Below are 20242 nucleotides of genomic sequence, written 5' to 3' on the forward strand. Positions count from 1 at the left end.
GGGCGAGACAATATGTCCAATGCTCAGCGACCTCTATACGCAGCATGGTAGGGGTAGGGCTTGGTTACCATGGTGGGATTATAAGGTCAATGAGATGCCATTTATAACCACAAGGTTTGGTTGGTGGTTCATTAGGGCGTTTTATTTAACATTACCACTGACTATGAGGGGGTTAGCATGAGCACGAGTATACCTCCCAAGAGAATTGAGAAATTGATTGAGAGTGTTAATAAGGATGAGGCATTAATTGACGTAATGAATAAATTAATACTATTATATGAATCAGGCGCGCTCGATACAGCCATCGAATTATTAATGACCATTAAGAACATATCGAGTGTGATAACCGATGACATGATTGATAACCTAGCTATTATGGTCAGAGGATTAGCGCCATTAATTGATGGTCTACTCAATAGTCCACTGCCTAAATTGTTAGGTGAGTCGTTGAATGATGATGAGGTTGATAAAGCGATGATTAGGATTAAGGACAAAGACGTAAATCTTTCGGACGTCATAAGGCTACTTAGGGATAAGGATGTACTTAATGGGTTGTACGTATTCCTAATGATCATGAAATCACTAGGCAGGAAAATCAAGGAAGCAAGCTTGAATATGTACTGATCTGAGGATCTTGTTAAAACAACTAACACGTACAATGTGGAATAACCCTTTTCAAAAAGGTTCAGAATAATCAACGATAAACATGTCGGAGCAAAAAGCACCCAGTGATCTTGAGCGTGGCATGAAGATGCTTGAGTATCTTGAGGGTGGTCCCTGGCCTAGCTATGTGAAGGAGTTAAGGAAGACTAAATATCCCATAGAGGCTTATGCCGAGGGCTTAGCTAAGAAGTATACACCGTGGTTAAGCGGGTCATTCAGGGTAAGATATGTATTCAGTGGGATATTAGCCAGGAGGAGTAGGGATGGTAAGTTCGTTGAGATACATTTCAGAACATACACACCAGCAGGAAGGTTCTACTCAACAAGTTACCTAAGGAAGGTAATCGAGGTTGCTAAGAAGTATGGAATCGAATTGTTAGAGCTTGGAGGGAACACGGGGGCTCTTGTTATGAACATGATCGCGGAGAAGGCTGATGAGGCTGTGGATGCCATAAGGACAATAATTGGGACAGACGTGGGTGGTTCAGGCGATACGTTTAGGGAGTTCTACGCATGCCCAGGACCAGCCCTATGCGAGTTCGCACTATATGATACGTTACACGCCATGGACTACGTAAGGAGCCACCCAGCAATTTATAGATACTTAAATACGCAGATGTTTCCATACAAGATTAAGTTCAAGTTCAGCGGATGTCCGATGGATTGCGCTACGGCTAACTCAAGAGCTGACTTCGCATTAATAGGTACCTGGGTTGGTGCACCCGAGGTGGATCAGGGACTACTCAGGAAGATGGTTGAGGAGGGTAAAATAAACCCGAAGGAGCTTGTCGAGTCCTGTCCTTCAAAGGCTATTGCCTGGGATGAGGAGAGAAAGGAATTGAGAATAGATGGTTCAAAGTGCCTCAAAGCAATGAACTGCATCAGGAGGGCATTCCCAGCAATAAAGCCTGGTAAGAATAGGAAGATAGCACTACTCGTAGGAGCCCACGCGCAGGGCCACTTCGGACCTAAGCTTGGTAGGGCCGTGGCATTACTTGACTCGATAGAGGATGTCATACCCTTTGCCACGGAGTTAATAAATAAATACATGGAATTGGCGCCACGTAGGCATAGAATTGGTGATATGATTATTAGGAGAGGTTTTAAGGTAATCAGCGAGGTTGCTGATAAGACGTTGCCTAATAAGCCTAGGGGAACCCCATCGGCGCATCTTAGGATTTCTATTGGTGCTGTTTTGACCGATGACGAGAGGAAAATGTATGAGGATTGGTCAAGGTCATTGGTTAAGGAATACTTTAGTGAGGGGTGATGGGCATGAGCTTGGCAATAACCCCTGAACCAAAGGACAGAATGAACAAGAGGATACCAGTGCCATTCTCAACACAACTGCCTGAAATAATTAGGAATAACTATGGTAAATGGATTGATAGAAAATTCCATGGTAATGGAATCATTGAGCACATAAGCGAGACTGGTGATAGAATATTCACAATAAAGGTTGGTCTACCACCAAACAGTAGGTTGAGTGTAGATACTCTCGAGAAGTTCGTCGATATTGCAGATAAGTATGGACTTGGTGTTGTCAGGGCGACCAGGGGTATGAACCTGGAGTTCATTACCGATAGTCTTGATAAGGCTTTAAAGATTAAGGAAGAGGTCGAGAAGCTAGGATTCCCAGTGGGAGGATGGGGTAGATCTCTGTGGCATATAACATCGTGTACGGCTTACCTAACGTGTACTACGGCTGTTGTTGATGCTCCATCAATAACCCAGGTACTGTACAATTATCTGAAGCCTTACTTCACAGGAGAAATAGAACTACCGGCTAAGCTCATGATATTCGTGGCCGGCTGCCCCAACATCTGTGGTGGCACGTTGGCTGGTGACATAGTCATTGTTGGTCACTATGGACAAGCGCCGAAGCCAGACCCGGAGAGGATTAAATTCTGCTTGCCGGCTAGTGCTGAGGCTCTCAAGAAGGTCACGCCTGACGTTGCCGCCGTATGCCCAGTAGGCGCAATTAAACTCTTCGGTAAACCTGATGGTTCGGTTGGGATTGAGGTTGATGAGAGGAAGTGCATAGCATGTAGTAGGTGTAAGAATGTTTGTGATTACTTCGATTGGGATCCAAATAAGATTGGTGTGGCGATTTTCGTCGGCGGCAAGACGAGCAACACAGGTACGGGACCAAGGCTCCCATATAAGGTTGTTCCTTGGTTGCCCGTCAATCCTCCTGAGTATAGGGAGGTTGTTGCCGCAGTTAGGAAGATAATAGATGTATGGAGGAGCGAGGCAAAACCAGGCGAAAGGTTAGGGGACTACATAGATAGGATAGGAATAGACGAATTCATGAGTAAGTTGGGTGTGCCGAGGACTAGGCATAATAGGTGTGAGGAGGCTTCGTGGAACTTCGGTGTTAGGCAGTTCATAACATACATGTGATTGTCTTAATCAATAAATTATTTTAAAATTAATATTTCTTTTTGATTAATAATGAATGAGGTGTTCTCTAAGTGCTTTCAATAATTTTAATGCCGTCCAGGATTGAGTACTTGAAATATTTTAGGGAGTTTGCTGAGCAGTATGATGTGTTGATTGCCGAAATACCTGATATAGAGAGTGTTAGGCGTTTTATAAAGGGAGAAATAACCTTTAACAACCTACTTTATGATATTGAATACTCAGACCTGGAATATACGAGGGCTTTCTACGAAACCCTAAGGGACCTATACAGTAAGGGTGTCTCGGTAATTCCCATCGATCCCTATGGACTAATTGCCATGAAAATAAGGATGTCGTCAATCATTAAGGGTACGCCCCAAGTGCCCTTGGGCGATTATGACAGGTATATCGCGTACATCGAGTTTAGGATTGGTGAGGTTATGAGGATGTATAACTCAGCGTTTTTGAGGGGTGATTTTGATGATATTGTTAGATTAACGATAAGGTATGCGAGGATGGATTCTGAGAGGATTAAGTTTAGGTCTGAGTTAAGGGCTAGGGAGATTGTTAAGAGATTAGGTGAAGTGAGGGGTGATGTACTAATACATGCTGATTACTATAACGAGGTTCTTAGAGACTACCTAAGCGCCAAGTTGGGTTGCAAACCCAGTGTTGTTTCATTATTTAGCATTGCCAGTAAGAGGCTTAGGATCGATATACCACAGCCACCAGGGCTTAAATTAACGCTTAATTATATCAATAAACCACGAACACCGCAGAACACCGTCGAGGAGAGAACCCTTGCCGCCAGGACTGTTGTTTATGTTATACTTAGATCAAGATTGCTGAGGAGGATTGATACAATAGGTTACGATAAGGCAATAATCGCGGACTCAGCCATACTTAGGTACACATACGGTCTGAGCTATGATTCTGCGAAGCATGTGTTCCACAGGTTAATGATGAAAGATATGTTTAAGGTAAAGATTTAATGCTGCTATTGATCAATAGGCAGTTTTACAAGCCACGTGCAATAACCCTTATCTTAAAAGCAAGATAATGAAACCCTGGGTGAAAGAATGCCCACAGTAACCTGCCCAGGTGAGTATGAGGTTGATGGTAAGAGGGTTGTTTTGGATGAGGATTGTTTTTTGCAGAATCCTGAGGTTTGGGATGAGAGGGTTGCTGAGTGGATGGCTAGGAATCTCGAGGGTGTTCAGCAGATGACTGAGAGGCATTGGAAGGTTGTTAAGTACCTGAGGCAGTACTGGGAAACCTACGGCGTATGCCCACCAATAAAGATGCTCCTAAAAGAAACAGGAGAAACACTCGAAGGAATCTACGAACTATTCCCCGACGGACCAGCCCACGGAGCATGCAAGGTGGCGGGGGCACCAAAACCAACAGGATGTGTATGAGAGGTTGAACGAAAATTTAATTAAAGCATTGTTTTTATAATGAACTCACTTAAAAATGGTTCACAATTTTCTATAAACCTCTCTTCCTTTCTCAGTTAGGTAGATTATTGTTGAGTAACCCACAATCTCAAGTCTAACAAGTCCCGCATCCTCTAACCTATATAGTGAATCCATGGCATCATTAACGCTAACGCCTGCGATTCTCAACCTTTCCGATATCTCCTCCAACTTAATATTGTCCTGTCCTTTATGGTCGCAGTAATCACCAACAATCCTCAATACAAGCCTATCTCTCTCGCTTAATTCCATGCCTGACATACATAATAATCTAACAGCTCGGCATTAAATTTTTTCGCACTATAAATTAATATTAATCAATGCGTTTTAATACATTTATATTATTGAATTTTATAAAAACTTAATGAATAAAAACATTGAAAGCATGACTCTTACTTATCACCAACCGACAATTGCTTTATAAACCAATGAATACAACTTATCACAATGAGTTTAATGAGGGATACTAAGTACATAAAGTCCATCAACGGTAAGGTTTCCGCGATTGGAATGGGCACCTGGGGTATTGGCGGTGGTTATTGGAGCCCAGACTATAGTGGGGATGATGAGTGGGTTAGGGTGTTGAGGGAGGGCATTGGGCTTGGTATGACACTTATAGACACCGCCGAGATGTACGGTGGCGGGCACACAGAGGAAATTGTTGGTAGGTCCATAAAGGGATTTCCACGTGAGGAGCTGTTCATCGTTAGTAAGGTTTGGCCTAACCATGCCAGGTACGATGACGTCCTTAGGTCAGCTAGAGCTAGTGCTAATAGGTTGGGTACGTACATAGACCTATACCTACTCCATTGGCCTGCCCCTGACGTTCCAATTTGCGAGACTATGAGGGCTATGGAGAGGTTGGTTGATGATGGTGTGATCCGGTTCTTCGGCCTTAGTAATTTTGATGTTAATGGTATTGAGGAGGCTAGATCATGTCTCAGCAAATACGACGTTGCTGCTGTTGAGAATAGGTACAGCCTACTTCATAGGGTTGATGAGAGTTCGGTAATACCCTACGTCCAGAGGAATGGGATGCTCTACCTGGCATATACGCCGATTGAGAAGGGTGCCTTTTCCAACAATGAGTTTCTCATGGGTATTGGTAAGAAGTATGGTAAGACTGCGATCCAGGTTGTGCTTAATTGGTACGTGGGTATTGACAACCTAGTCCCAATCCCCAAGGCTGGTAGGGTCGAGCATGTGAGGGAGAATGCTGGTGCCATGGGTTGGAGGTTGAGTAGGGATGATTGGGAGTTGATAAGTAATCACTTTCATTGAATTGGGTAGTAATTAATTTTAAAGTACCGACTTACTAGGGCGTTAAATGACGAAGCCCTTAATCATAGTGGCCATTGCATTAATAACCCTAGTAACTGGATTATTATTACTCCCTCAGTCGTTAACAGGTAATGGGGAGACTATTGTGTGCATTAATGGAACATTAAGTGGAATGAGAACATGCGTATTTCCCGGTTACGTGACAATCACGAATTACGTGCATGGTGACGCTTTGGTATCAATAAATGGAGGAGGTCCTACACCGTTAGCCAATGGGTCGGTCATAGCCCACGTTATCACCTACATACCCGTGATTAAGCATTTAGTACTTAGTAATAGGAGCCAGGTAATATTCGACATATTCAACCCAACGGGTAAGTGGGTTAATATAACATTACCTGGGAAGTGTTTCTTAACATTGAATGCGACAATACTTGGTAGTGGTTATATCTCGGTAACAGCCATAAGTAATAATGGAACTATAACCTACACACCCTACACGTACTCCCTAGTAACCAATACGGTAGCCAACAATGACCTGGACATATACGTAAAGCCCGCCATACCCCTATCATGTCCGTGTATAAATACAATAACGGTGGTGTCAATAAATGGGACATGCACTGAAACAAACACTGCCATAATAGAGGCCGTAGCCCATATAAACAAGGTGAAGATTAACTGGGCATTATTAATCATCTCGGTGGTGTTGATATCGTTATCGGCAATAATCCTTGTAATAAAACGGCGTTATCTCGACATGCATGACTGCTGAAGTTAGGTAATAAGACATTTAAGTAGTTTACTTAAAGGGCTCATTGATGCCAGGTATAAATGAGTTGGTTCAGGAGGAGTCGAAGAAGATAGTGAATAAGTACCTTAGTCAGATCAATGATAGGATTAACAAGGCCAAGGAGGAGTTGATGAAGAAGGTTGAGGAAATTAAATCCATTAAATAATAGCTCAAATAACAGGCCCATAAAGTTTCGCGATAAAATCTCTAGGTAATCCCTCAAGGTATGCATTCAGCAATGCAATGACTAGCTCACCCTCAGTGAACTTGAGGTGGGCGGCGGCTAAGGCTGCTCCTGGTGAGAATTCCGTGAATAATGATAATATGTATTCCTCAAGATTATGTGCGAATTTGTAACTGAACGAACCAAGGTACTGGACAAGAAGCCTCAGGTCTGATGAACCGGCGACCTTTATTAATTCATCCATTGCTGGAAACACGGCAGCCACCTCCTCGAGTATCCTGGTTGGTGACTCGCCGTATATCTTAAGTGCGGTGGATGCAACAGGTCCTGAACGTATCATTAACTCATTAATTACCTCCTGCGGTAAACCCCATAGTTTACCCCTAAGGATTATGTTGATGTTGTAATAATCAATGATATTGCGTATGAACCTGCTCACTGACTCATCAATCCTCGTTAATCTCGATAAATACTCTATGAATGCCTTATCAATTAGTGTGTCTAGCAACATGGTTGAGTATTGCGTAAACTGCTTACTAACCTTTAGGAATATTTCTAAAGCGGCACCTGCTGGGTGGCGCATCTCAAGTAACCTATTACGAAGATCTTCCAAATCCCTGACGCCCATCAATACCGCCAATATGTGCCTTCTACCAAGCTCCTCCTCAACGGCTACGTTGATCAAACCCTCCATAGAGCTCCTCTCAAGCTCCCTCATTAATGACTTGGCGATCACCTTTACGTTCTCAAGCTCGAACCTGATTAGGTATGATCTCAATGCTGTAGATGCTGGCTCGGGGACTGAGAAGGCTAGTGCGTTCAATAATTTAATGATGTGTGTTCTAATTTCATTTGTTATCTGAGCCTCGGTGGAAGCCTTACCAAGCCTTTCTGTGACTTCCCCATAATCGGTACCCTTGAGCGCATTGAATGCATCATCGATTGTTGGGGCTAGTATTAGTGCATTGAGTTCATTCTTTGTTAGGTATCGTGACCTCAAGCCCCTAACCCTCGGGCCCAGGGGTGTTAACCTAATAACGTAAGTACCTGGCATCCTCCCTACTCACCGATTAATGCCCTAATCACTTCATCAACGGTCTTATCTATTGCATTGTTAATCTTCTTCCTGAACTCCTCAATATCCTTATGTAGGTTCTCTGAGTATTTGCGTATCTCCTCCTCAACCTCCCTACTCCTGTTCTCCCTATATTCATTGATTAACCTCTTTATGTAATCCTCAACCTCACCCTGAACCTTAACCCTAACCTCACCTATTAACCTGGAAATCTCCGCGTCCTCATTATCCCTCAGCTTATACACCTCGTCAACCTTACTATCAATCTTCCTAAGGGTCTCATAAAGTCGCTCTAACGACACAAGGGTCAATCATTATGCACCTTAAAAACATTATTGCTTATGCCTTACGTGGGTCTGTGTATGTATTCAATTAATTACTATTAAATTCAAAAATCTGCATAAACATGGATTCAACAATTTAAACCCCTAAGTGCACAGGTTCGACATATGGATATGAAAGACATAATACGTACGTTCAGGATAATCAGCGCCATCCTATACCTAATCATAATAATCATAACGGTGGTGTTAGGTGCTGTGGCTCTTTACTTAGCTATTCATGACATAATAGCTTTAGCACCATTTTCGTCAATCACTGACATAAAGATACTGAGTGCGTTATCGGCAGTTTTCCTCGTCGTTATAGCCCTGGAGTTCGTGGATATGTTCCTTGAGTATATTAGGACGGGTTCGGTAGTAGTTGATTTGGTGTTGGCTGTTGTGTTAACGGCAATATCGAGGGAGTTACTGCTTTATGTTGCAACGCCAGGTGCTTCATTGGATTACGGGATAATATTAGTGGCAAGCATACTGGTGTTGGCCGTGGCCTACTGGTTAATTAGTAGGGCTAGGGCTATGCAGAGCTCAGGTGCTCGTTAATTCAAGCCTATTGGGCATCTCCGGTAATAGGTTCTTAATGCTGTACAGTATCTCGTATCCCCCAATACCGAGCCTACGCATTATGTCATTAACGGAATCCTCAATAACACCCTTACTGACTCCGTGGATCATGAAGTAGCAGTTATATGGCCACTCACCGAAGGTTATCTCCCTAAGTACCACGTGCGTTGCCTCCTCAATTAACGCAACCCTCTCACAAAGCTCTTGTGATGCCTTAAACACGACCATGGCGTTCTCCCTGAACCCAACCTTGTCAGAATCAAGTGTTGCATAAAAGTCTCTAATTACTCCAAGTTTCATCAACCTATTTATTAAATCACCTAACCTATCAACATCAATACCTGCGATTTTCGCGATCTCATTAAATGGTTCATCAACAACCTTAATAGCCCTCAACTTTCTGAAGAAATCCATAGGTAAGCCCGTGGACTCTATTGGAGGTACTTCGCTTGGTAAAGGCGGAGCCTTGGTCCTCGAGACACCCCTCATTAGGTCAAACTTAACGTCAATCTTGTAGGTCCTCAATGCGGTTAATACTACGTAATCACGGAGATCAAACCTCGACAGGGTGCCCGAAACCTTTTTCAGGAGTTCTTCCTTATTCTGCGCTTTGGTAACGAACCAGACATTATACCTGGGATGATCCCTAACGAAGTTGTGGGAGACCTGGGAGTCTGAGTTTATGGCCTTGGCGACAGTATCGATTAACCCATCTGGCACATTAACACCTATTAGGGCGGAAACCAAGCCCCTGGATCTATAGTTAACGAGGGCTCCAATCCTCCTAATAATTCTTAGCCTTACGAATTCATCGACTTTGCCCAGAACCCAATCTTCGGTAGTTCCTAACCTATTGGCTATTTCATTAAATGGTCTCCTCACTATTGGGAAATTGTATTGAAGTTCCATCAATAATCTCCTATCGTCGTTATTAAGCACGTTTCATGAAACCCAATGCCTATTAATAGGTGTTTTGCATCTAATCATAGGTAATAATTAGCTTTGTCTAAGTTCATCCTAAATGCGATTCGCCCTTATCGGTGAATAACTGTTATTAAGGGCTGATTAGTGGGATTTCGTGATGGAGGAGTCCGACTCTAGGATCATTAAAGCGCTTGTTGATTTAATAAGCAAGAGTAGGGGTAGGAGGGTCACTATTAAGGCTAGGTCATTACTCAAGTTCGCAGGTCTCGATAGTAAGCACTCAAACATACTGAGGACCGCTAAGGTTCTTGGAAGGCTTGCTAGCAATGGTTATGTTAGGGTCGAGAGCTCAAAGCCCATAAAGTCCAGGTCTAGAATACTTAAGTACATAATTACGGAGAGCATGGAGTTGTGGAAGTCGGCTAAGGAGAACCCTGACGGTACTGTAAACATGCTCCTCAAGAGATTGAGAGATATGAGCAACCAAGCCTCAGGGAATATTAATTAATTGATTAGTATGGGTGGTAGGGAGATAGAGGTCGTTAGGGGGCATAGGATTGATTATCAATTATACAAATACCTACTCCAGTACTTCTCTGAGGGAGAGTTAGAGAGCTTATTTAATGCCGTTAGGAGACCACCAGGTAGGTACTACGTAAGGACCAACACACTTAGGATAAACCCTGGGGATTTGATTAATAGGTTACGGGAGCGAAATATTGATGTTTACCCCGACGAGCATTTAAACGAAGCACTATGGTTCCCTGTTAAGGGACCTAATAGGATTCCATCCGCTAGAAAAATCGTAATTGCCGATAAGAGGGCCGCCGAGAGCGTATACATGGGTGCTAACCTATATGTACCAGGTGTTGTGAAGTTTGAGGATGGTGTTAAGAGGGGTGATGAAGTGAATGTGCTTGCGCCAAATGGTGAGGTCGTAGCCCTTGGTATTGCCGAAGTTGATGGTGATGAGGTTAGGAGGGTTAGTAACGGTGTTGCCGTTAGAACCCTCATTAGCACCTACAGTTTACCTAAGGTTAGGGAGATGCCTGAGTATGAATTAGGTTTGTTCTATGACCAAAGCCTGCCGGCACAGTGGGTTGCCCATGTGCTGGATCCAAGGCCTGGTGAGGTTGTTGTTGATATGAACGCGGCGCCTGGCGGTAAGTTAAGCCATGTTATACAACTCACCACAGGTAAGGCTGTGATCTATGCGTTTGATAGAAGTCCAGGTAAGGTTAGGGAAATGGACGCAATACTGGGCCGATTGGGAATGGCGGGCCTCTATAGGACTGAGGTTAGGGATACTAGGTACCTGGACATTGACAAACCCGAGCTCGTGGGACTAGTTGACAAGGTGTTGATAGACCCACCATGCACCGACATGGGTGTGAGGCCTAGGCTATTCGATGTTAAGACCATGGATCTGGTGAAGTCCATGTCCGAGTACCAGAGGCAGTTCATTAGGGTTGCCTGGAAGCTCCTTAAGCCAGGTGGGGTTCTGGTTTACTCAACATGCACGATACCGCCGCTCGAGAATGAGGACAACATGGCGTATGCGGAAAGCCTGGGTTTCAGGGTTGTGGACATATCGATACCCAATGCCTCGGGTGGTTTAGTGGATAGGTACCGAGATTCCGTTGCCAGGTTTTACCCGCATATTCAGGATACGCCAGGCTTCTTCATAGCAAAACTAACTAAGCCTATGTAAAGGCGTCGATGAAGGTTGGTTTCAATAATTGAACCAAGTCCTCAGTACGTACTTTAATTAAGGTGTTCCTAGACCCACCACCACAAAGCACGTAGTCATTCTCAAGAATTGCAGGATCCATGACAACCCTTGGAGATTTCACGCGCTCACTGGCCTCCTCCCTGCCCTAAGAGGGCGTGAGAGGTTTCCTCGCCGCCACCTTCATTTTGTATCCGGTGGTGGTTCATGGGGTCGCCCTGGGCCAGCATCGCAGGGCATCGCTCCAGTCTGGCCACGAAAGTCTTTAGTACTGCATGTATGTATTGTACGATTTCATATGGTATTAGTGGGTTTGATTTTCCTTCGTACTTTCTCCAGTTCATGTTCTTGTTCAAGCTCTTCATGTTCCACCAGAATGCCTTTATCCATGCTTCTGGTGTTGTTTTCCAATCCATGTTCATCACGGATGCATAATCCCTATCCACGTAATGCCCGAGTGGGCACTTTAGGGTGTGCCAATCATCTGTTCTCTCAAGCCTTGTGAAATGAATTGGACACACCCTACTGTTCCTATAGGATGAGACTCTAACGAGTCTTGAACCCCTCTCCAAAGCCTTGTCCTCCACAGCCTCCTCGATACTCTTGAACGGTGTCTGCTTGATCCTATGCCTCAACTCGTCCTTCCCAACATCCTCAATCATCGACTCCTGCGGGTTATCACCAAGCTCTTCAGTTATGATAATCGCTGGCGTCCTTGTTAGTTCGTTGGCGATTTGCCTAACCCTACCCAACTTCCTACCCCTCTCCCTTAGGTGCTTCACACGCTTCCTAAACTCCCTAGTGTTCGTCACATTCACGTACTTACCGTTTGGTAAGGCGAATTCGGGCTTGAGTTTCTCGATGATTGCGTTCCTAACCCTCCCATACCTCCTAGCCAACCTACCAAAATCAGTCTTGATCGTATAGAGCTGTGGCGTTAGGTATTGCCTATTCCAACTAGCCACCATACCAACTGTGGATGTTAAGTCAATCTTACCAACAGCTACCGTGTTCTCATTAATGTCGAAGGAGACCACGGATTGAGGAATCCCCTCCTTCGGCTTAATCTCGAACACGAACACTGCATACCACTTGTTAGCCCTACGCTTAACAATTAGCGTTTTCCTCAACCCAGCCTCCTTATTTAGCACCAACCACCAATAACGCCAAAAACGCTTATGCAGTCTAAGCCAGACCTCAGTTTGACCATTGGGTAAGGATAGCTTAATCCTAACTGGGGCTATTGATTTAATGAATTGCTCATAATTCCAAGCCGTTTCGTCAAACCTAATCGAGACGTTCCTAACCTCCGGGTATGGTTTTTGTGCTAAGCCCTTCCTCTTCCTCTCCATGAATGACTTCGCGATCTCAGACGCTTGCCTAATCGCCTGGATAACTAGGTGGGAATGCAAACCTGGATACTCACCCCTATACTTGCTGTAGAACAGCCCACGGAGTTGTATTGCACTCGTAACATTATGCTCAACGGCATATGCGGCAACCTCACGAACGATGTTGAGATACGCAGACTCAACGGAGCAGAGTAGCTTGCTGAGCTCCTTAGTAACCTCCAGCTCAACAGCCACAGACCTATGCAACATCCATAAGGAAAAGCAACAACCAGACTTAAAAACCACCCACGACAAGAAGGGACGAGGGCTGGCAATCATCGTTAATACGCCTATCGCCCCTGACGATAGCCACCGCATATTCATCACCAACCCTGAGCAGTATGGTCTTAACAATCCTGCTAACGGGCTCTCCACTCTCCCTGGCAGCCCTCTCCACGGTCTCAACACCATGCTCAAACTCCAGAATCTCAATAGGCACACCCATCACAGTATCTCTCCGCAATCTCATTAAATCCCAATAACAACGTGCGGATTTAAACATTTAAAGTAGTGAGGCATTACGTTACTGCGATGATTAATGAGGTGGTTGATGAATTCCGTCAATTCTACGGCGAACCACCAGCAATACTTACCTCAGCACCGGGTCGTCTCGATTTCCTAAACACGCACCAGGACTATAAGGGCCTACCTGTGGTCGCTGTGGGTATAAACCTGAGGACCTATGTCGCTGCATCAATATCAAGCAATAACTTCATGATTGCATCGGGGAATTTGAGGGATGAGGGGTTGGATTATGTCGATAAGTTCCAACCAAGCGATCTAGGTTTACGTGGCAATAAGTGGTTTGGTGATTACGTGAGGGCTCTCGTACTAACGTTCAGAAGGCATGGTTATTATGTTAAGCCATTTAGGGCTTGGATACGTAGTTCGGTACCAATAGCCTCGGGACTCGGGAGTAGTGGCACCCTGCTCGTAGCATTGGCATCGGCAATAAACACCCTGAACAGGCTGGGGCTTGATAGGAAAGAGCTGGCTGAGCTGGCCTACGAGGCTGAGCATGACGTAATGGGTATTCCCTGCGGTAGGCTTGATCAGTACGCGGCAGCCTTCGGTAATATAGTGCGTATTGAAACCAAGCCGCCATATAATGTCGAAATACTGCCTAGGTTGGGCGGTGTCTTCCTGGTCCTGGATACGGGGATTAGGCATAGTACGGCTGACATACACCCGAGGCTCCAGGCCGAGATTGATGAGGGGCTTCGTGAATTACTGAGCATGGATTTACCCGATAGGATACGTAGTAAGTTGGGTAATCATTATTGGGAGGTTAGGTGGGATGAGATTGATGAGCAGGAGCTGAGGCCGTACCTCGATAAGTTGGGTGGGGTCTTGAGAGATAGGATACTATACACGTTAAGGGCTAATGAAAGCACAAAATTGGCTCTCAAGGTGATGAGGGGTGAGGCTGTGGATATGGAGTTGATAGAACATGTACTTGAGATGGCTAGGGCTGAGGTTGAGGGAGTACTCTCCAGCTACGAGTGGAGGGAGGGCATGGTTGGTAGGGTCATGACGTATCAACACATGCTCCTTAGTAGGTACTATGGGGTTAGTTTGCCCGTGATTGATGAACTAGTTGATTTCCTAGTCAGTGAGGGGGCTTATGGTGCTAAACTATCCGGTGCTGGCTTAGGTGGGGCTGTGATTGCATTGGTTAGGAATGAGGATATGGCTAAGGAATTACTGAACAGGGCATCAAAAAGGGGATTGGCGGTTAGGGGTTGGGTTGTTAATGTTGATGAGGGTGTGTTGGTACATGGCGGGTAAACCATTGATGGAGCTTAGGTGGGACCCAATACTTAGGGAGTGGGTTCTCATATCAAACATTAGACGCCTCAGGCCCTGGCAACCCAGTGGCTTCTGCCCATTCTGCCCCGGAAACCCAGAGACTGGCTATGGCTGGAGGGCCCTAATACTTGAGAACAGGTACCCAATGCTCATGGAAAGTCCACCGGATCCAAGTACCCACTGGTTTTACTCAACGGCTAAATCCGTGGGTAGGTGTTACGTGGTTGTCGAGACGCCTGAACATGGTATTGATGACATAAGTGATCTACCCGTGGATCAAATCGAGTATGTATTGAGGATGATAATTAATAAGGTTAGGGAGGAGTCGGGTAGGGATTACGCCCATTACTTCCTCTGGTTTAGGAATAAGGGCAGAGAAATAGGTGTGTCCTTAACGCATCCCCACAGTCAGATTTACGTGCTACCTTTCATACCGAGTAGGGTAGAGAGGGAGATTGGCAGCGCCAAGGAGTACTTCGACTCAAAGGGTAGGTGCTTATTTTGCGATGTGCTTAATGCGGAGGTTAGGGATGGGATTAGGGTCATCTATAGTAATGAGCATTGGGTATCATTCATGCCATTCTACTCTCACTGGCCCTTCGAGATTCACATCTACTCCAGAAGGCATGTTCAGTTGGTAACGGATCTCAGTAATGACGAAGTGCATAGTTTGGCACAAATCCTTAAGGTATCACTTTGTGGCTTAACGCACGTCTTTAGTAGTAAGTCAATGCCGTACATACTGGTGATGCATCAAGCGCCATTGAAGGGGTCTTACCCATTCTACCACCTCCACATTGAGATTTACGGCATACTCAGGGAGGAGGATAAGATGAAGTATGCGGCTGGCATGGAGATGGGCGGAGGTAATTTTACATACGACGCCGTGCCCGAGGAGAACGCTCAGAGACTGAGGGATTCCGTGCTTAGGAGTTGCATTAAAGGTACATAATTACCCGCGTTAGGTTTTTAATTATATAACGATCTCACGATCCGATGAGTAGTGCATTCAAGATCTCAGTCACTAAGATGGATTTTGGTGCCGCTGAGGAGTTAACCCGTAAGGTGTACGATACAATAATCATTGGTGGAGGACCAGCTGGTATGTCAGCCGCGATATATGCAGCCAGGTATGGACTCGATACTGCGATTATTACGGAGGAGATTGGTGGGCAAGTTGGTAAGGCTGGTTGGGTGGAGAATTACCTGGGCTATACGAGGATATTGGGTACAGACCTTGTGAATAAGTTTGAGGAGCATGTTAAGTACTACAATGTGCCTATAATAATTGATTCCGTGGAGAATGTGGAGAGGGATGGCGAATTATTCAGGGTGTACACACTGAATGGTGACGAATACGCAACTAGGACGGTGATAATAAGTGTTGGCGAGAAGAGGAGGAAGCTTAACGTTCCTGGTGAGGACACGTACAATGGAAGAGGCGTTAGTTATTGCGCACCTTGTGATGCCCCACTGTTCAAGGGTAAGGTTGTCGCGGTTGTTGGTGGTGGTGATTCAGCGGCGTCGGCAGCACTATTGTTGACTGAGTATGCGAGTAAGGTGTACATAATCCATAGGAGGAATCAGTTAAGGGCGCAGAAGTATTACCAGGATTTGCTGCTTAAGAATCCTAAGATAGAGATAATCTGGAACTCCGTGGTTAAGGAGTTACAGGGCGACAAGCTACTTAGGAAGGCAATACTACAGAGGGTCGACACCAAGGAAACCTTCGAATTACCATTAGACGGACTATTTGTGGAAATAGGCGCAGAACCTCCCGTGGATCTATTCAAGAGGATTGGGCTTGAGCTATCGCAGGATGGTTACATAAGGGTGAATCACCTAATGGAGACGAACATACCCGGTATCTATGCCGCAGGTGATTGTGTCGACCTAACACCAAGGGACTTTAGGCAGATAGTGGTTGCTGCGGGGCAGGGGGCTCTTGCTGTGTACTCAGCGTATAATTACATAATTAAGAGATTCGGCTTTAATAGGAAATAAGGTGTCTAGATAATAGCTATAGAGAAAATCATTTTAACCGATTCATGTAGTCTTTTTCTGTGGTTGGTGAACGAGAGTATAGTGAGGAGAGTGAGGAAATAACAAACGTTACTGAGGAATTACCCCTATCCGCTAGACTTGTGGTTAATTACTTAGAGTTTGAGCATTTGATAAATAATAAGTCATACGTGGCATTTAAGGAGATTATTGATGGGACAGGGCTGAGCGTAAGGACTGCTAGAAACGCAATCAACATATTGCGCAAGAGGGGTTTGATTGACGTTTTCCTTGACGTTAAGGAGAGGAGGAGGTACATGTATAGGCTCAACTTCAAGAACCTAACCCATGATAGGGTTGATGTAACACCAGGCCTTTACATAATAGACGTTGGGTTAGGCACATTACCAAGCATGACGTTTAGGATATACAGAACACTTAGGGCCTCGGCTGTGGCCTTTTACACAGATAGTGTGCCAACGAGTTACCTGGAGTTCACAAAATGTACCTGCGCAATGCAGAGGCTTGTGAATTATGAACCACAGGGTTTCGAAGAGATAGTTCACACTGTTGTTAGTAATGGGGGTTCTGTCGCCCTAGTTATGGACTCATTACTTGATTCTGATGTGGTTAGGCCGTACATAAATGCTGTTTATGAGGCTGATCATGAGAATGGTCGCATAATGATGTATAGGGTTTTTGGTGTCTCACCGATACAGGTGGCGCTGGAGTTGTTAATGTTGGGTAGGGAGGATAAGGTGTCGTATAGGAGGGATAGTATTGTTATACGTGTAATAACAACGAAGGAGAAACCACAATTGGGAGATTACATTAAGGCGTACGTACTGACGTTTAATGAGGGCAACCTAATACTCAAAGCGTACGATGCAAATAGGGGCGACGATTTTAATGGGCTTAGGGCCTATATAATATACACTAGGTACTAGCGCTTAGTGCTTGTTTTTCGAACTCTCTCTCCTTCAATTGCTTACCTAGGTACTTCGCCGAAAGCAATAGGAAGTTTAGCCCCCTCCTGGCATCCTCATCCTTAAGCATCTCACTAATCGTTTTAATGATAGACCTACCATCACTAGCCACGTCCCTTGCAGCATTTAATGAAGCCACATAGGCACAGCACCTAATACGCGTCATAAAATCAAGTAATGTATCTATATTTGTCACTAAGTAGATCATGTTCGTATTAATGAATGTGTGCGACACCTCACTTAGCACCTCTGGATCACTAAGTAGATCCTTCAGTGTATCTAGCAAGCCTGTATTACTTAAAGCATTTAATAGGTCGAGGGTCTTCTCAATACTTTCTTTAGTCCTTGGCTCGGACAACCTAGCCGATAATGCCAGGAGTTCCTCGTAGTTATTGAGGAGCCTTATGAAGTTCGTACTCATCAACGTTTTCACCAAATCCTCAATAACATCGTTACTCAGGAGATTGCTCATTGCGTCTAGGATACCGAGCTCATCCAGTCTCCTTATTAATTTAAGGAATTTAATGAGTGGTTCGATGTATTCCGGGTTCATTACCTCAAGAAGTTTACGCTCAAGCTCCACCTCAGCCATAATCCTCACCCATAGAGTAGGCGTAGCTTCGCAGGCTCGGTAGCCTCGAAGAACGCCTCAAATATTGGGTCCCAAAGCTCTGGGTATAGTATCATGTCCCAGTAAGTCGCTGCGAAGGCTAACTTGAATAGATGATTCAATTTATTTATTGGGTACTTAACCGTGGGGTTGTAGTAATCGCTTATCACGAAGGTGCCTAGTCCATAACCAACATCGAATGGACAGTTGGTACGCCCCGTGTTTTTGGCCTCCTCACCCTGCAGCAACCTAGCCACCACACCAGCCTGTAGATGGGCTGTCACACCCGTCTTAGCCACCGGTAGCGCGGATGCGTCGCCAATTACGAAGGCATCATCAAACCCCTTAACCCTGTTCGTGAACTTATCCGCAAGCACAAAGCGATCGTTATCTAGAACGTTATCGGGTACGTACTTAATATCGACGCCGACATGCGGCGGTATCACTATAGCGGCATCGAACTTGAGCTCCTCACCCTCCATGGAGTAGGCAACCCTCTTCTCAACGTCTATGTGATCTAGTGTGTAAAACGTTATGTACTCAATACCCCTCTCCTTAAGCAACGGCTCTAGCAGCTCATTCATAGGCTCTGCAGGATACGGCCTCGGGTAGAATGTGGCGAAGACAACCCTGACCTTATCCCTCAAGCCCCTCCTCCTGAAGAACTCCTCGGCCAGGAAAACACCCTCCAACGGGCTTGGTGGGCATCTATACGCACCTGGTGCGAGTATTATGGCTAGCGTGCCCTCCCTCATGCTGTTTATTGTCTGCCAGACCTTCCAGGCATTCTCCTCAGTGCTGTGGTAGTTACCGAATAATTCAACGGTCTTGTCCAGTCCGGGTACTTTGGAGTAATCCACGGTGGCGCCTGTGGCTATAACCAGATAATCATAATTCAATCTCTTGCCGTTCTCAAGCTCCACATACCTATCCTGGAGATTTACGACACTCACGCCCGACTGTATGAAGTTAACCCAGGGCTTCAGGACCGAGCGTATCTCACGCTTAATGGGCTTCTTCGAACCCCTAAAGGCTATGTACAATAACCAAGGCCAGAACCAATTATACGGTTGTTTATCGACAACCGTGACCTCAAACTCATCCTTAGGAAGCCTATTTGCCAGTATGGCACCCCCAGCGCCGCCACCAACAATAACGACCCTCTTTTTAACACCAGTCATCTCGTATTCACCGCGTCATTTCTTAGCCGTGACCTTTATCACCGCGACGATTTTATCAGCCTCCTTCCTAAGCTCTAGGAGCTGGTTACCCGTCCTCTGTATCCACGCCTTTATATCAGGCTCGAAACCCGCATCAGTAGCCCAAACCTCAATCACGTCACCATTCTTCGCATTCCTATACGCCTTAACAAGCTCAGTAATAGGCCCTGGGCAGGCAATACCCCTCGCATCAACCAGTATCTTATTACCCTGGCTCATGACCACCACCTCATATGAAGAGTACCTGACCACCCTTAGCCATCTCAAGGAACGTTGTCACACCAACCACATCATCAACGATTGATAAGTCGAAGTCCTCCTTCTTAAGCCCAGCGGCCTCGGACATCATTGAGCAAACATACACCTTAGCGCCCATGGACTTCGCCTGCCTAAGCATATCAAGCCACGTAGGAGCCTTAATACGCGCAAGACCCTCCTGAAGCATCGGCACCATCTGCTCAAACTCCTTAGGCCAAACAGGCGGCATGGGCTTCTTCAGAAGCTTAAACATGGCCCAACCAGTGAAGAAAATATTCACCTCATAACCCAACGCAGCAGCCGCCTGAGAAATAACACCCACAGGTATCAGTTTATCATCGGTCCCCGAGAACACGATCATACTTATCTTATCCCTACCCGAACTCATACAAAAACACCATGCATTCAAATGAATATAAACAATAAACAAGAATGCAAAAAATGCACTTGAAAAACAAATTTATAAATAATAAACAAAAATAATAAAAAGAATACATTATAATACAAATAAATACTAAACGAACAACCCTATTTCTGT

The 20242-nt window shown here is 45.1% G+C and carries 26 protein-coding genes and 1 pseudogene; 16 read left to right on the forward strand and 11 right to left on the reverse strand.

Annotation, left to right across the window (positions count from 1 at the left end):
- From B7L70_RS07545 to B7L70_RS07570, 6 genes and pseudogenes are all read left to right on the forward strand, one after another.
- Nucleotides 1-181: pseudogene (locus B7L70_RS07545) on the forward strand (NAD(P)/FAD-dependent oxidoreductase); the annotation flags it as partial.
- On the forward strand, nucleotides 178-624 hold the full coding sequence (locus B7L70_RS07550; protein WP_081227258.1) for a DUF1641 domain-containing protein: 447 nt from the start codon (nucleotides 178-180) through the stop codon (nucleotides 622-624). The pseudogene B7L70_RS07545 and the gene B7L70_RS07550, both read left to right, overlap by 4 nt.
- An 82-nt stretch (nucleotides 625-706) precedes the next feature.
- On the forward strand, nucleotides 707-1933 hold the full coding sequence (locus B7L70_RS07555; RefSeq protein ID WP_081227259.1) for a sulfite reductase, dissimilatory-type subunit alpha: 1227 nt from the start codon (nucleotides 707-709) through the stop codon (nucleotides 1931-1933).
- Nucleotides 1933-3066 (forward strand): dissimilatory-type sulfite reductase subunit beta, encoded by a 1134-nt coding sequence (gene dsrB / locus B7L70_RS07560; protein WP_202908707.1) that lies wholly within the window; start codon nucleotides 1933-1935, stop codon nucleotides 3064-3066. Before B7L70_RS07555 ends, dsrB begins: the two co-directional genes overlap by 1 nt.
- Nucleotides 3067-3137: 71 nt before the next feature.
- Entirely contained in the window at nucleotides 3138-4058 is a 921-nt protein-coding gene (locus B7L70_RS07565; RefSeq protein WP_238376158.1) for a hypothetical protein, read from the forward strand.
- A gap of 87 nt (nucleotides 4059-4145) precedes the next feature.
- Complete coding sequence (locus B7L70_RS07570) at nucleotides 4146-4484, forward strand: TusE/DsrC/DsvC family sulfur relay protein (RefSeq protein WP_081227260.1); 339 nt, start codon at nucleotides 4146-4148, stop codon at nucleotides 4482-4484.
- Between the two features lie 60 nt (nucleotides 4485-4544).
- On the opposite strand, the gene B7L70_RS07575 is transcribed toward B7L70_RS07570, so the two are convergent.
- A complete protein-coding gene (locus tag B7L70_RS07575; protein WP_238376159.1) occupies nucleotides 4545-4802 on the reverse strand; it encodes a MarR family transcriptional regulator in 258 nt (85 codons plus the stop codon).
- Between the two features lie 195 nt (nucleotides 4803-4997).
- On the opposite strand from B7L70_RS07575, the gene B7L70_RS07580 reads away from it, so the two are divergent.
- From B7L70_RS07580 to B7L70_RS13760, 3 genes are read left to right on the forward strand one after another with little or no spacing between them, the layout of a single operon-like run.
- A complete protein-coding gene (locus tag B7L70_RS07580; RefSeq protein WP_081227278.1) occupies nucleotides 4998-5822 on the forward strand; it encodes an aldo/keto reductase in 825 nt (274 codons plus the stop codon).
- A gap of 46 nt (nucleotides 5823-5868) precedes the next feature.
- Nucleotides 5869-6597, forward strand: a complete 729-nt coding sequence (locus B7L70_RS07585) for a hypothetical protein (protein ID WP_081227261.1) — start codon at nucleotides 5869-5871, stop codon at nucleotides 6595-6597.
- A 46-nt stretch (nucleotides 6598-6643) separates the two neighbouring features.
- A complete protein-coding gene (locus B7L70_RS13760; protein ID WP_202908708.1) occupies nucleotides 6644-6781 on the forward strand; it encodes a hypothetical protein in 138 nt (45 codons plus the stop codon).
- A gap of 4 nt (nucleotides 6782-6785) precedes the next feature.
- On the opposite strand, the gene B7L70_RS07590 is transcribed toward B7L70_RS13760, so the two are convergent.
- A complete protein-coding gene (locus B7L70_RS07590; RefSeq protein WP_081227262.1) occupies nucleotides 6786-7853 on the reverse strand; it encodes a V-type ATPase subunit in 1068 nt (355 codons plus the stop codon).
- A gap of 5 nt (nucleotides 7854-7858) precedes the next feature.
- Complete coding sequence (locus B7L70_RS07595) at nucleotides 7859-8176, reverse strand: hypothetical protein (protein ID WP_081227263.1); 318 nt, start codon at nucleotides 8174-8176, stop codon at nucleotides 7859-7861.
- Between the two features lie 147 nt (nucleotides 8177-8323).
- On the opposite strand from B7L70_RS07595, the gene B7L70_RS07600 reads away from it, so the two are divergent.
- On the forward strand, nucleotides 8324-8755 hold the full coding sequence (locus B7L70_RS07600) for a phosphate-starvation-inducible PsiE family protein (protein WP_081227264.1): 432 nt from the start codon (nucleotides 8324-8326) through the stop codon (nucleotides 8753-8755).
- Here the strand turns inward: B7L70_RS07600 and B7L70_RS07605 are convergent.
- Nucleotides 8741-9715, reverse strand: a complete 975-nt coding sequence (locus B7L70_RS07605) for an Lrp/AsnC family transcriptional regulator (protein WP_238376160.1) — start codon at nucleotides 9713-9715, stop codon at nucleotides 8741-8743. The genes B7L70_RS07600 and B7L70_RS07605 overlap by 15 nt on opposite strands.
- A gap of 142 nt (nucleotides 9716-9857) precedes the next feature.
- On the opposite strand from B7L70_RS07605, the gene B7L70_RS07610 reads away from it, so the two are divergent.
- A complete protein-coding gene (locus B7L70_RS07610) occupies nucleotides 9858-10208 on the forward strand; it encodes a hypothetical protein (RefSeq protein ID WP_081227265.1) in 351 nt (116 codons plus the stop codon).
- A 9-nt stretch (nucleotides 10209-10217) separates the two neighbouring features.
- The gene (locus B7L70_RS07615) at nucleotides 10218-11411 is read left to right on the forward strand and encodes an RsmB/NOP family class I SAM-dependent RNA methyltransferase (RefSeq protein ID WP_081227266.1); all 1194 of its coding nucleotides are present in this window, start codon (nucleotides 10218-10220) and stop codon (nucleotides 11409-11411) included.
- Here B7L70_RS07615 and B7L70_RS13430 read toward each other — a convergent pair.
- The 3 genes from B7L70_RS13430 to B7L70_RS07625 are packed head-to-tail and all read right to left on the reverse strand — an operon-like array spanning nucleotide 11404 to nucleotide 13289.
- Entirely contained in the window at nucleotides 11404-11553 is a 150-nt protein-coding gene (locus B7L70_RS13430) for a hypothetical protein (protein WP_162009131.1), read from the reverse strand. The genes B7L70_RS07615 and B7L70_RS13430 overlap by 8 nt on opposite strands.
- Before the next feature lie 4 nt (nucleotides 11554-11557).
- A complete protein-coding gene (locus tag B7L70_RS07620; protein ID WP_162009132.1) occupies nucleotides 11558-13030 on the reverse strand; it encodes a zinc ribbon domain-containing protein in 1473 nt (490 codons plus the stop codon).
- Nucleotides 13031-13055: 25 nt separating this feature from the next.
- Nucleotides 13056-13289, reverse strand: coding sequence for a YbaK/EbsC family protein (locus B7L70_RS07625; protein ID WP_238376161.1), 234 nt, complete (start codon nucleotides 13287-13289; stop codon nucleotides 13056-13058).
- A gap of 62 nt (nucleotides 13290-13351) precedes the next feature.
- Between B7L70_RS07625 and B7L70_RS07630 the strand changes: the two genes are divergently transcribed.
- Genes B7L70_RS07630 through B7L70_RS07645 form a run of 4 tightly spaced genes read left to right on the forward strand, consistent with a single transcriptional unit; the run spans nucleotide 13352 to nucleotide 17577 of the window.
- Nucleotides 13352-14608, forward strand: coding sequence for a galactokinase family protein (locus B7L70_RS07630; RefSeq protein ID WP_081227269.1), 1257 nt, complete (start codon nucleotides 13352-13354; stop codon nucleotides 14606-14608).
- The gene (gene galT, locus B7L70_RS07635) at nucleotides 14598-15581 is read left to right on the forward strand and encodes a galactose-1-phosphate uridylyltransferase (RefSeq protein ID WP_081227270.1); all 984 of its coding nucleotides are present in this window, start codon (nucleotides 14598-14600) and stop codon (nucleotides 15579-15581) included. The genes B7L70_RS07630 and galT overlap by 11 nt, the downstream gene beginning before the upstream one ends.
- 44 nt (nucleotides 15582-15625) lie before the next feature.
- On the forward strand, nucleotides 15626-16633 hold the full coding sequence (gene trxB, locus B7L70_RS07640) for a thioredoxin-disulfide reductase (protein WP_081227271.1): 1008 nt from the start codon (nucleotides 15626-15628) through the stop codon (nucleotides 16631-16633).
- A 59-nt stretch (nucleotides 16634-16692) separates the two neighbouring features.
- Entirely contained in the window at nucleotides 16693-17577 is an 885-nt protein-coding gene (locus B7L70_RS07645; protein WP_081227272.1) for a hypothetical protein, read from the forward strand.
- Here the strand turns inward: B7L70_RS07645 and B7L70_RS07650 are convergent.
- From B7L70_RS07650 to B7L70_RS07665, 4 genes are read right to left on the reverse strand one after another with little or no spacing between them, the layout of a single operon-like run.
- Nucleotides 17567-18208 (reverse strand): DUF1641 domain-containing protein, encoded by a 642-nt coding sequence (locus tag B7L70_RS07650; protein ID WP_081227280.1) that lies wholly within the window; start codon nucleotides 18206-18208, stop codon nucleotides 17567-17569. The two genes, B7L70_RS07645 and B7L70_RS07650, sit on opposite strands and share 11 nt — an antisense overlap.
- 5 nt (nucleotides 18209-18213) lie before the next feature.
- Nucleotides 18214-19407 (reverse strand): NAD(P)/FAD-dependent oxidoreductase, encoded by a 1194-nt coding sequence (locus tag B7L70_RS07655; RefSeq protein ID WP_081227273.1) that lies wholly within the window; start codon nucleotides 19405-19407, stop codon nucleotides 18214-18216.
- A gap of 15 nt (nucleotides 19408-19422) precedes the next feature.
- Entirely contained in the window at nucleotides 19423-19665 is a 243-nt protein-coding gene (locus B7L70_RS07660; protein WP_202908709.1) for a sulfurtransferase TusA family protein, read from the reverse strand.
- A 10-nt stretch (nucleotides 19666-19675) separates the two neighbouring features.
- Entirely contained in the window at nucleotides 19676-20092 is a 417-nt protein-coding gene (locus B7L70_RS07665) for a DsrE/DsrF/DrsH-like family protein (protein WP_081227274.1), read from the reverse strand.
- Nucleotides 20093-20242: the final 150 nt, after the last annotated feature.

This window comes from Vulcanisaeta sp. EB80, from assembly GCF_002078205.2.

Coding starts and splice junctions, on each gene's coding strand:
- B7L70_RS07615 (WP_081227266.1), top strand. CDS start 10,218: ATGGGTGGTAGGGAGATAGAGGTCGTTAGGGGGCATAGGATTGATTAT.
- B7L70_RS07585 (WP_081227261.1), top strand. CDS start 5,869: ATGACGAAGCCCTTAATCATAGTGGCCATTGCATTAATAACCCTAGTA.
- B7L70_RS07620 (WP_162009132.1), bottom strand. CDS start 13,030: ATGTTGCATAGGTCTGTGGCTGTTGAGCTGGAGGTTACTAAGGAGCTC.
- B7L70_RS07600 (WP_081227264.1), top strand. CDS start 8,324: ATGGATATGAAAGACATAATACGTACGTTCAGGATAATCAGCGCCATC.
- B7L70_RS07610 (WP_081227265.1), top strand. CDS start 9,858: ATGGAGGAGTCCGACTCTAGGATCATTAAAGCGCTTGTTGATTTAATA.
- trxB (WP_081227271.1), top strand. CDS start 15,626: ATGAGTAGTGCATTCAAGATCTCAGTCACTAAGATGGATTTTGGTGCC.
- galT (WP_081227270.1), top strand. CDS start 14,598: ATGGCGGGTAAACCATTGATGGAGCTTAGGTGGGACCCAATACTTAGG.
- B7L70_RS07550 (WP_081227258.1), top strand. CDS start 178: ATGAGCACGAGTATACCTCCCAAGAGAATTGAGAAATTGATTGAGAGT.
- B7L70_RS07660 (WP_202908709.1), bottom strand. CDS start 19,665: ATGAGCCAGGGTAATAAGATACTGGTTGATGCGAGGGGTATTGCCTGC.
- B7L70_RS07665 (WP_081227274.1), bottom strand. CDS start 20,092: ATGAGTTCGGGTAGGGATAAGATAAGTATGATCGTGTTCTCGGGGACC.
- B7L70_RS07625 (WP_238376161.1), bottom strand. CDS start 13,289: ATGAGATTGCGGAGAGATACTGTGATGGGTGTGCCTATTGAGATTCTG.
- B7L70_RS13760 (WP_202908708.1), top strand. CDS start 6,644: ATGCCAGGTATAAATGAGTTGGTTCAGGAGGAGTCGAAGAAGATAGTG.
- B7L70_RS07580 (WP_081227278.1), top strand. CDS start 4,998: ATGAGGGATACTAAGTACATAAAGTCCATCAACGGTAAGGTTTCCGCG.
- B7L70_RS07575 (WP_238376159.1), bottom strand. CDS start 4,802: ATGTCAGGCATGGAATTAAGCGAGAGAGATAGGCTTGTATTGAGGATT.
- B7L70_RS07630 (WP_081227269.1), top strand. CDS start 13,352: ATGATTAATGAGGTGGTTGATGAATTCCGTCAATTCTACGGCGAACCA.
- B7L70_RS07570 (WP_081227260.1), top strand. CDS start 4,146: ATGCCCACAGTAACCTGCCCAGGTGAGTATGAGGTTGATGGTAAGAGG.
- B7L70_RS07555 (WP_081227259.1), top strand. CDS start 707: ATGTCGGAGCAAAAAGCACCCAGTGATCTTGAGCGTGGCATGAAGATG.
- dsrB (WP_202908707.1), top strand. CDS start 1,933: ATGGGCATGAGCTTGGCAATAACCCCTGAACCAAAGGACAGAATGAAC.
- B7L70_RS07655 (WP_081227273.1), bottom strand. CDS start 19,407: ATGACTGGTGTTAAAAAGAGGGTCGTTATTGTTGGTGGCGGCGCTGGG.
- B7L70_RS07590 (WP_081227262.1), bottom strand. CDS start 7,853: ATGCCAGGTACTTACGTTATTAGGTTAACACCCCTGGGCCCGAGGGTT.
- B7L70_RS07650 (WP_081227280.1), bottom strand. CDS start 18,208: ATGGCTGAGGTGGAGCTTGAGCGTAAACTTCTTGAGGTAATGAACCCG.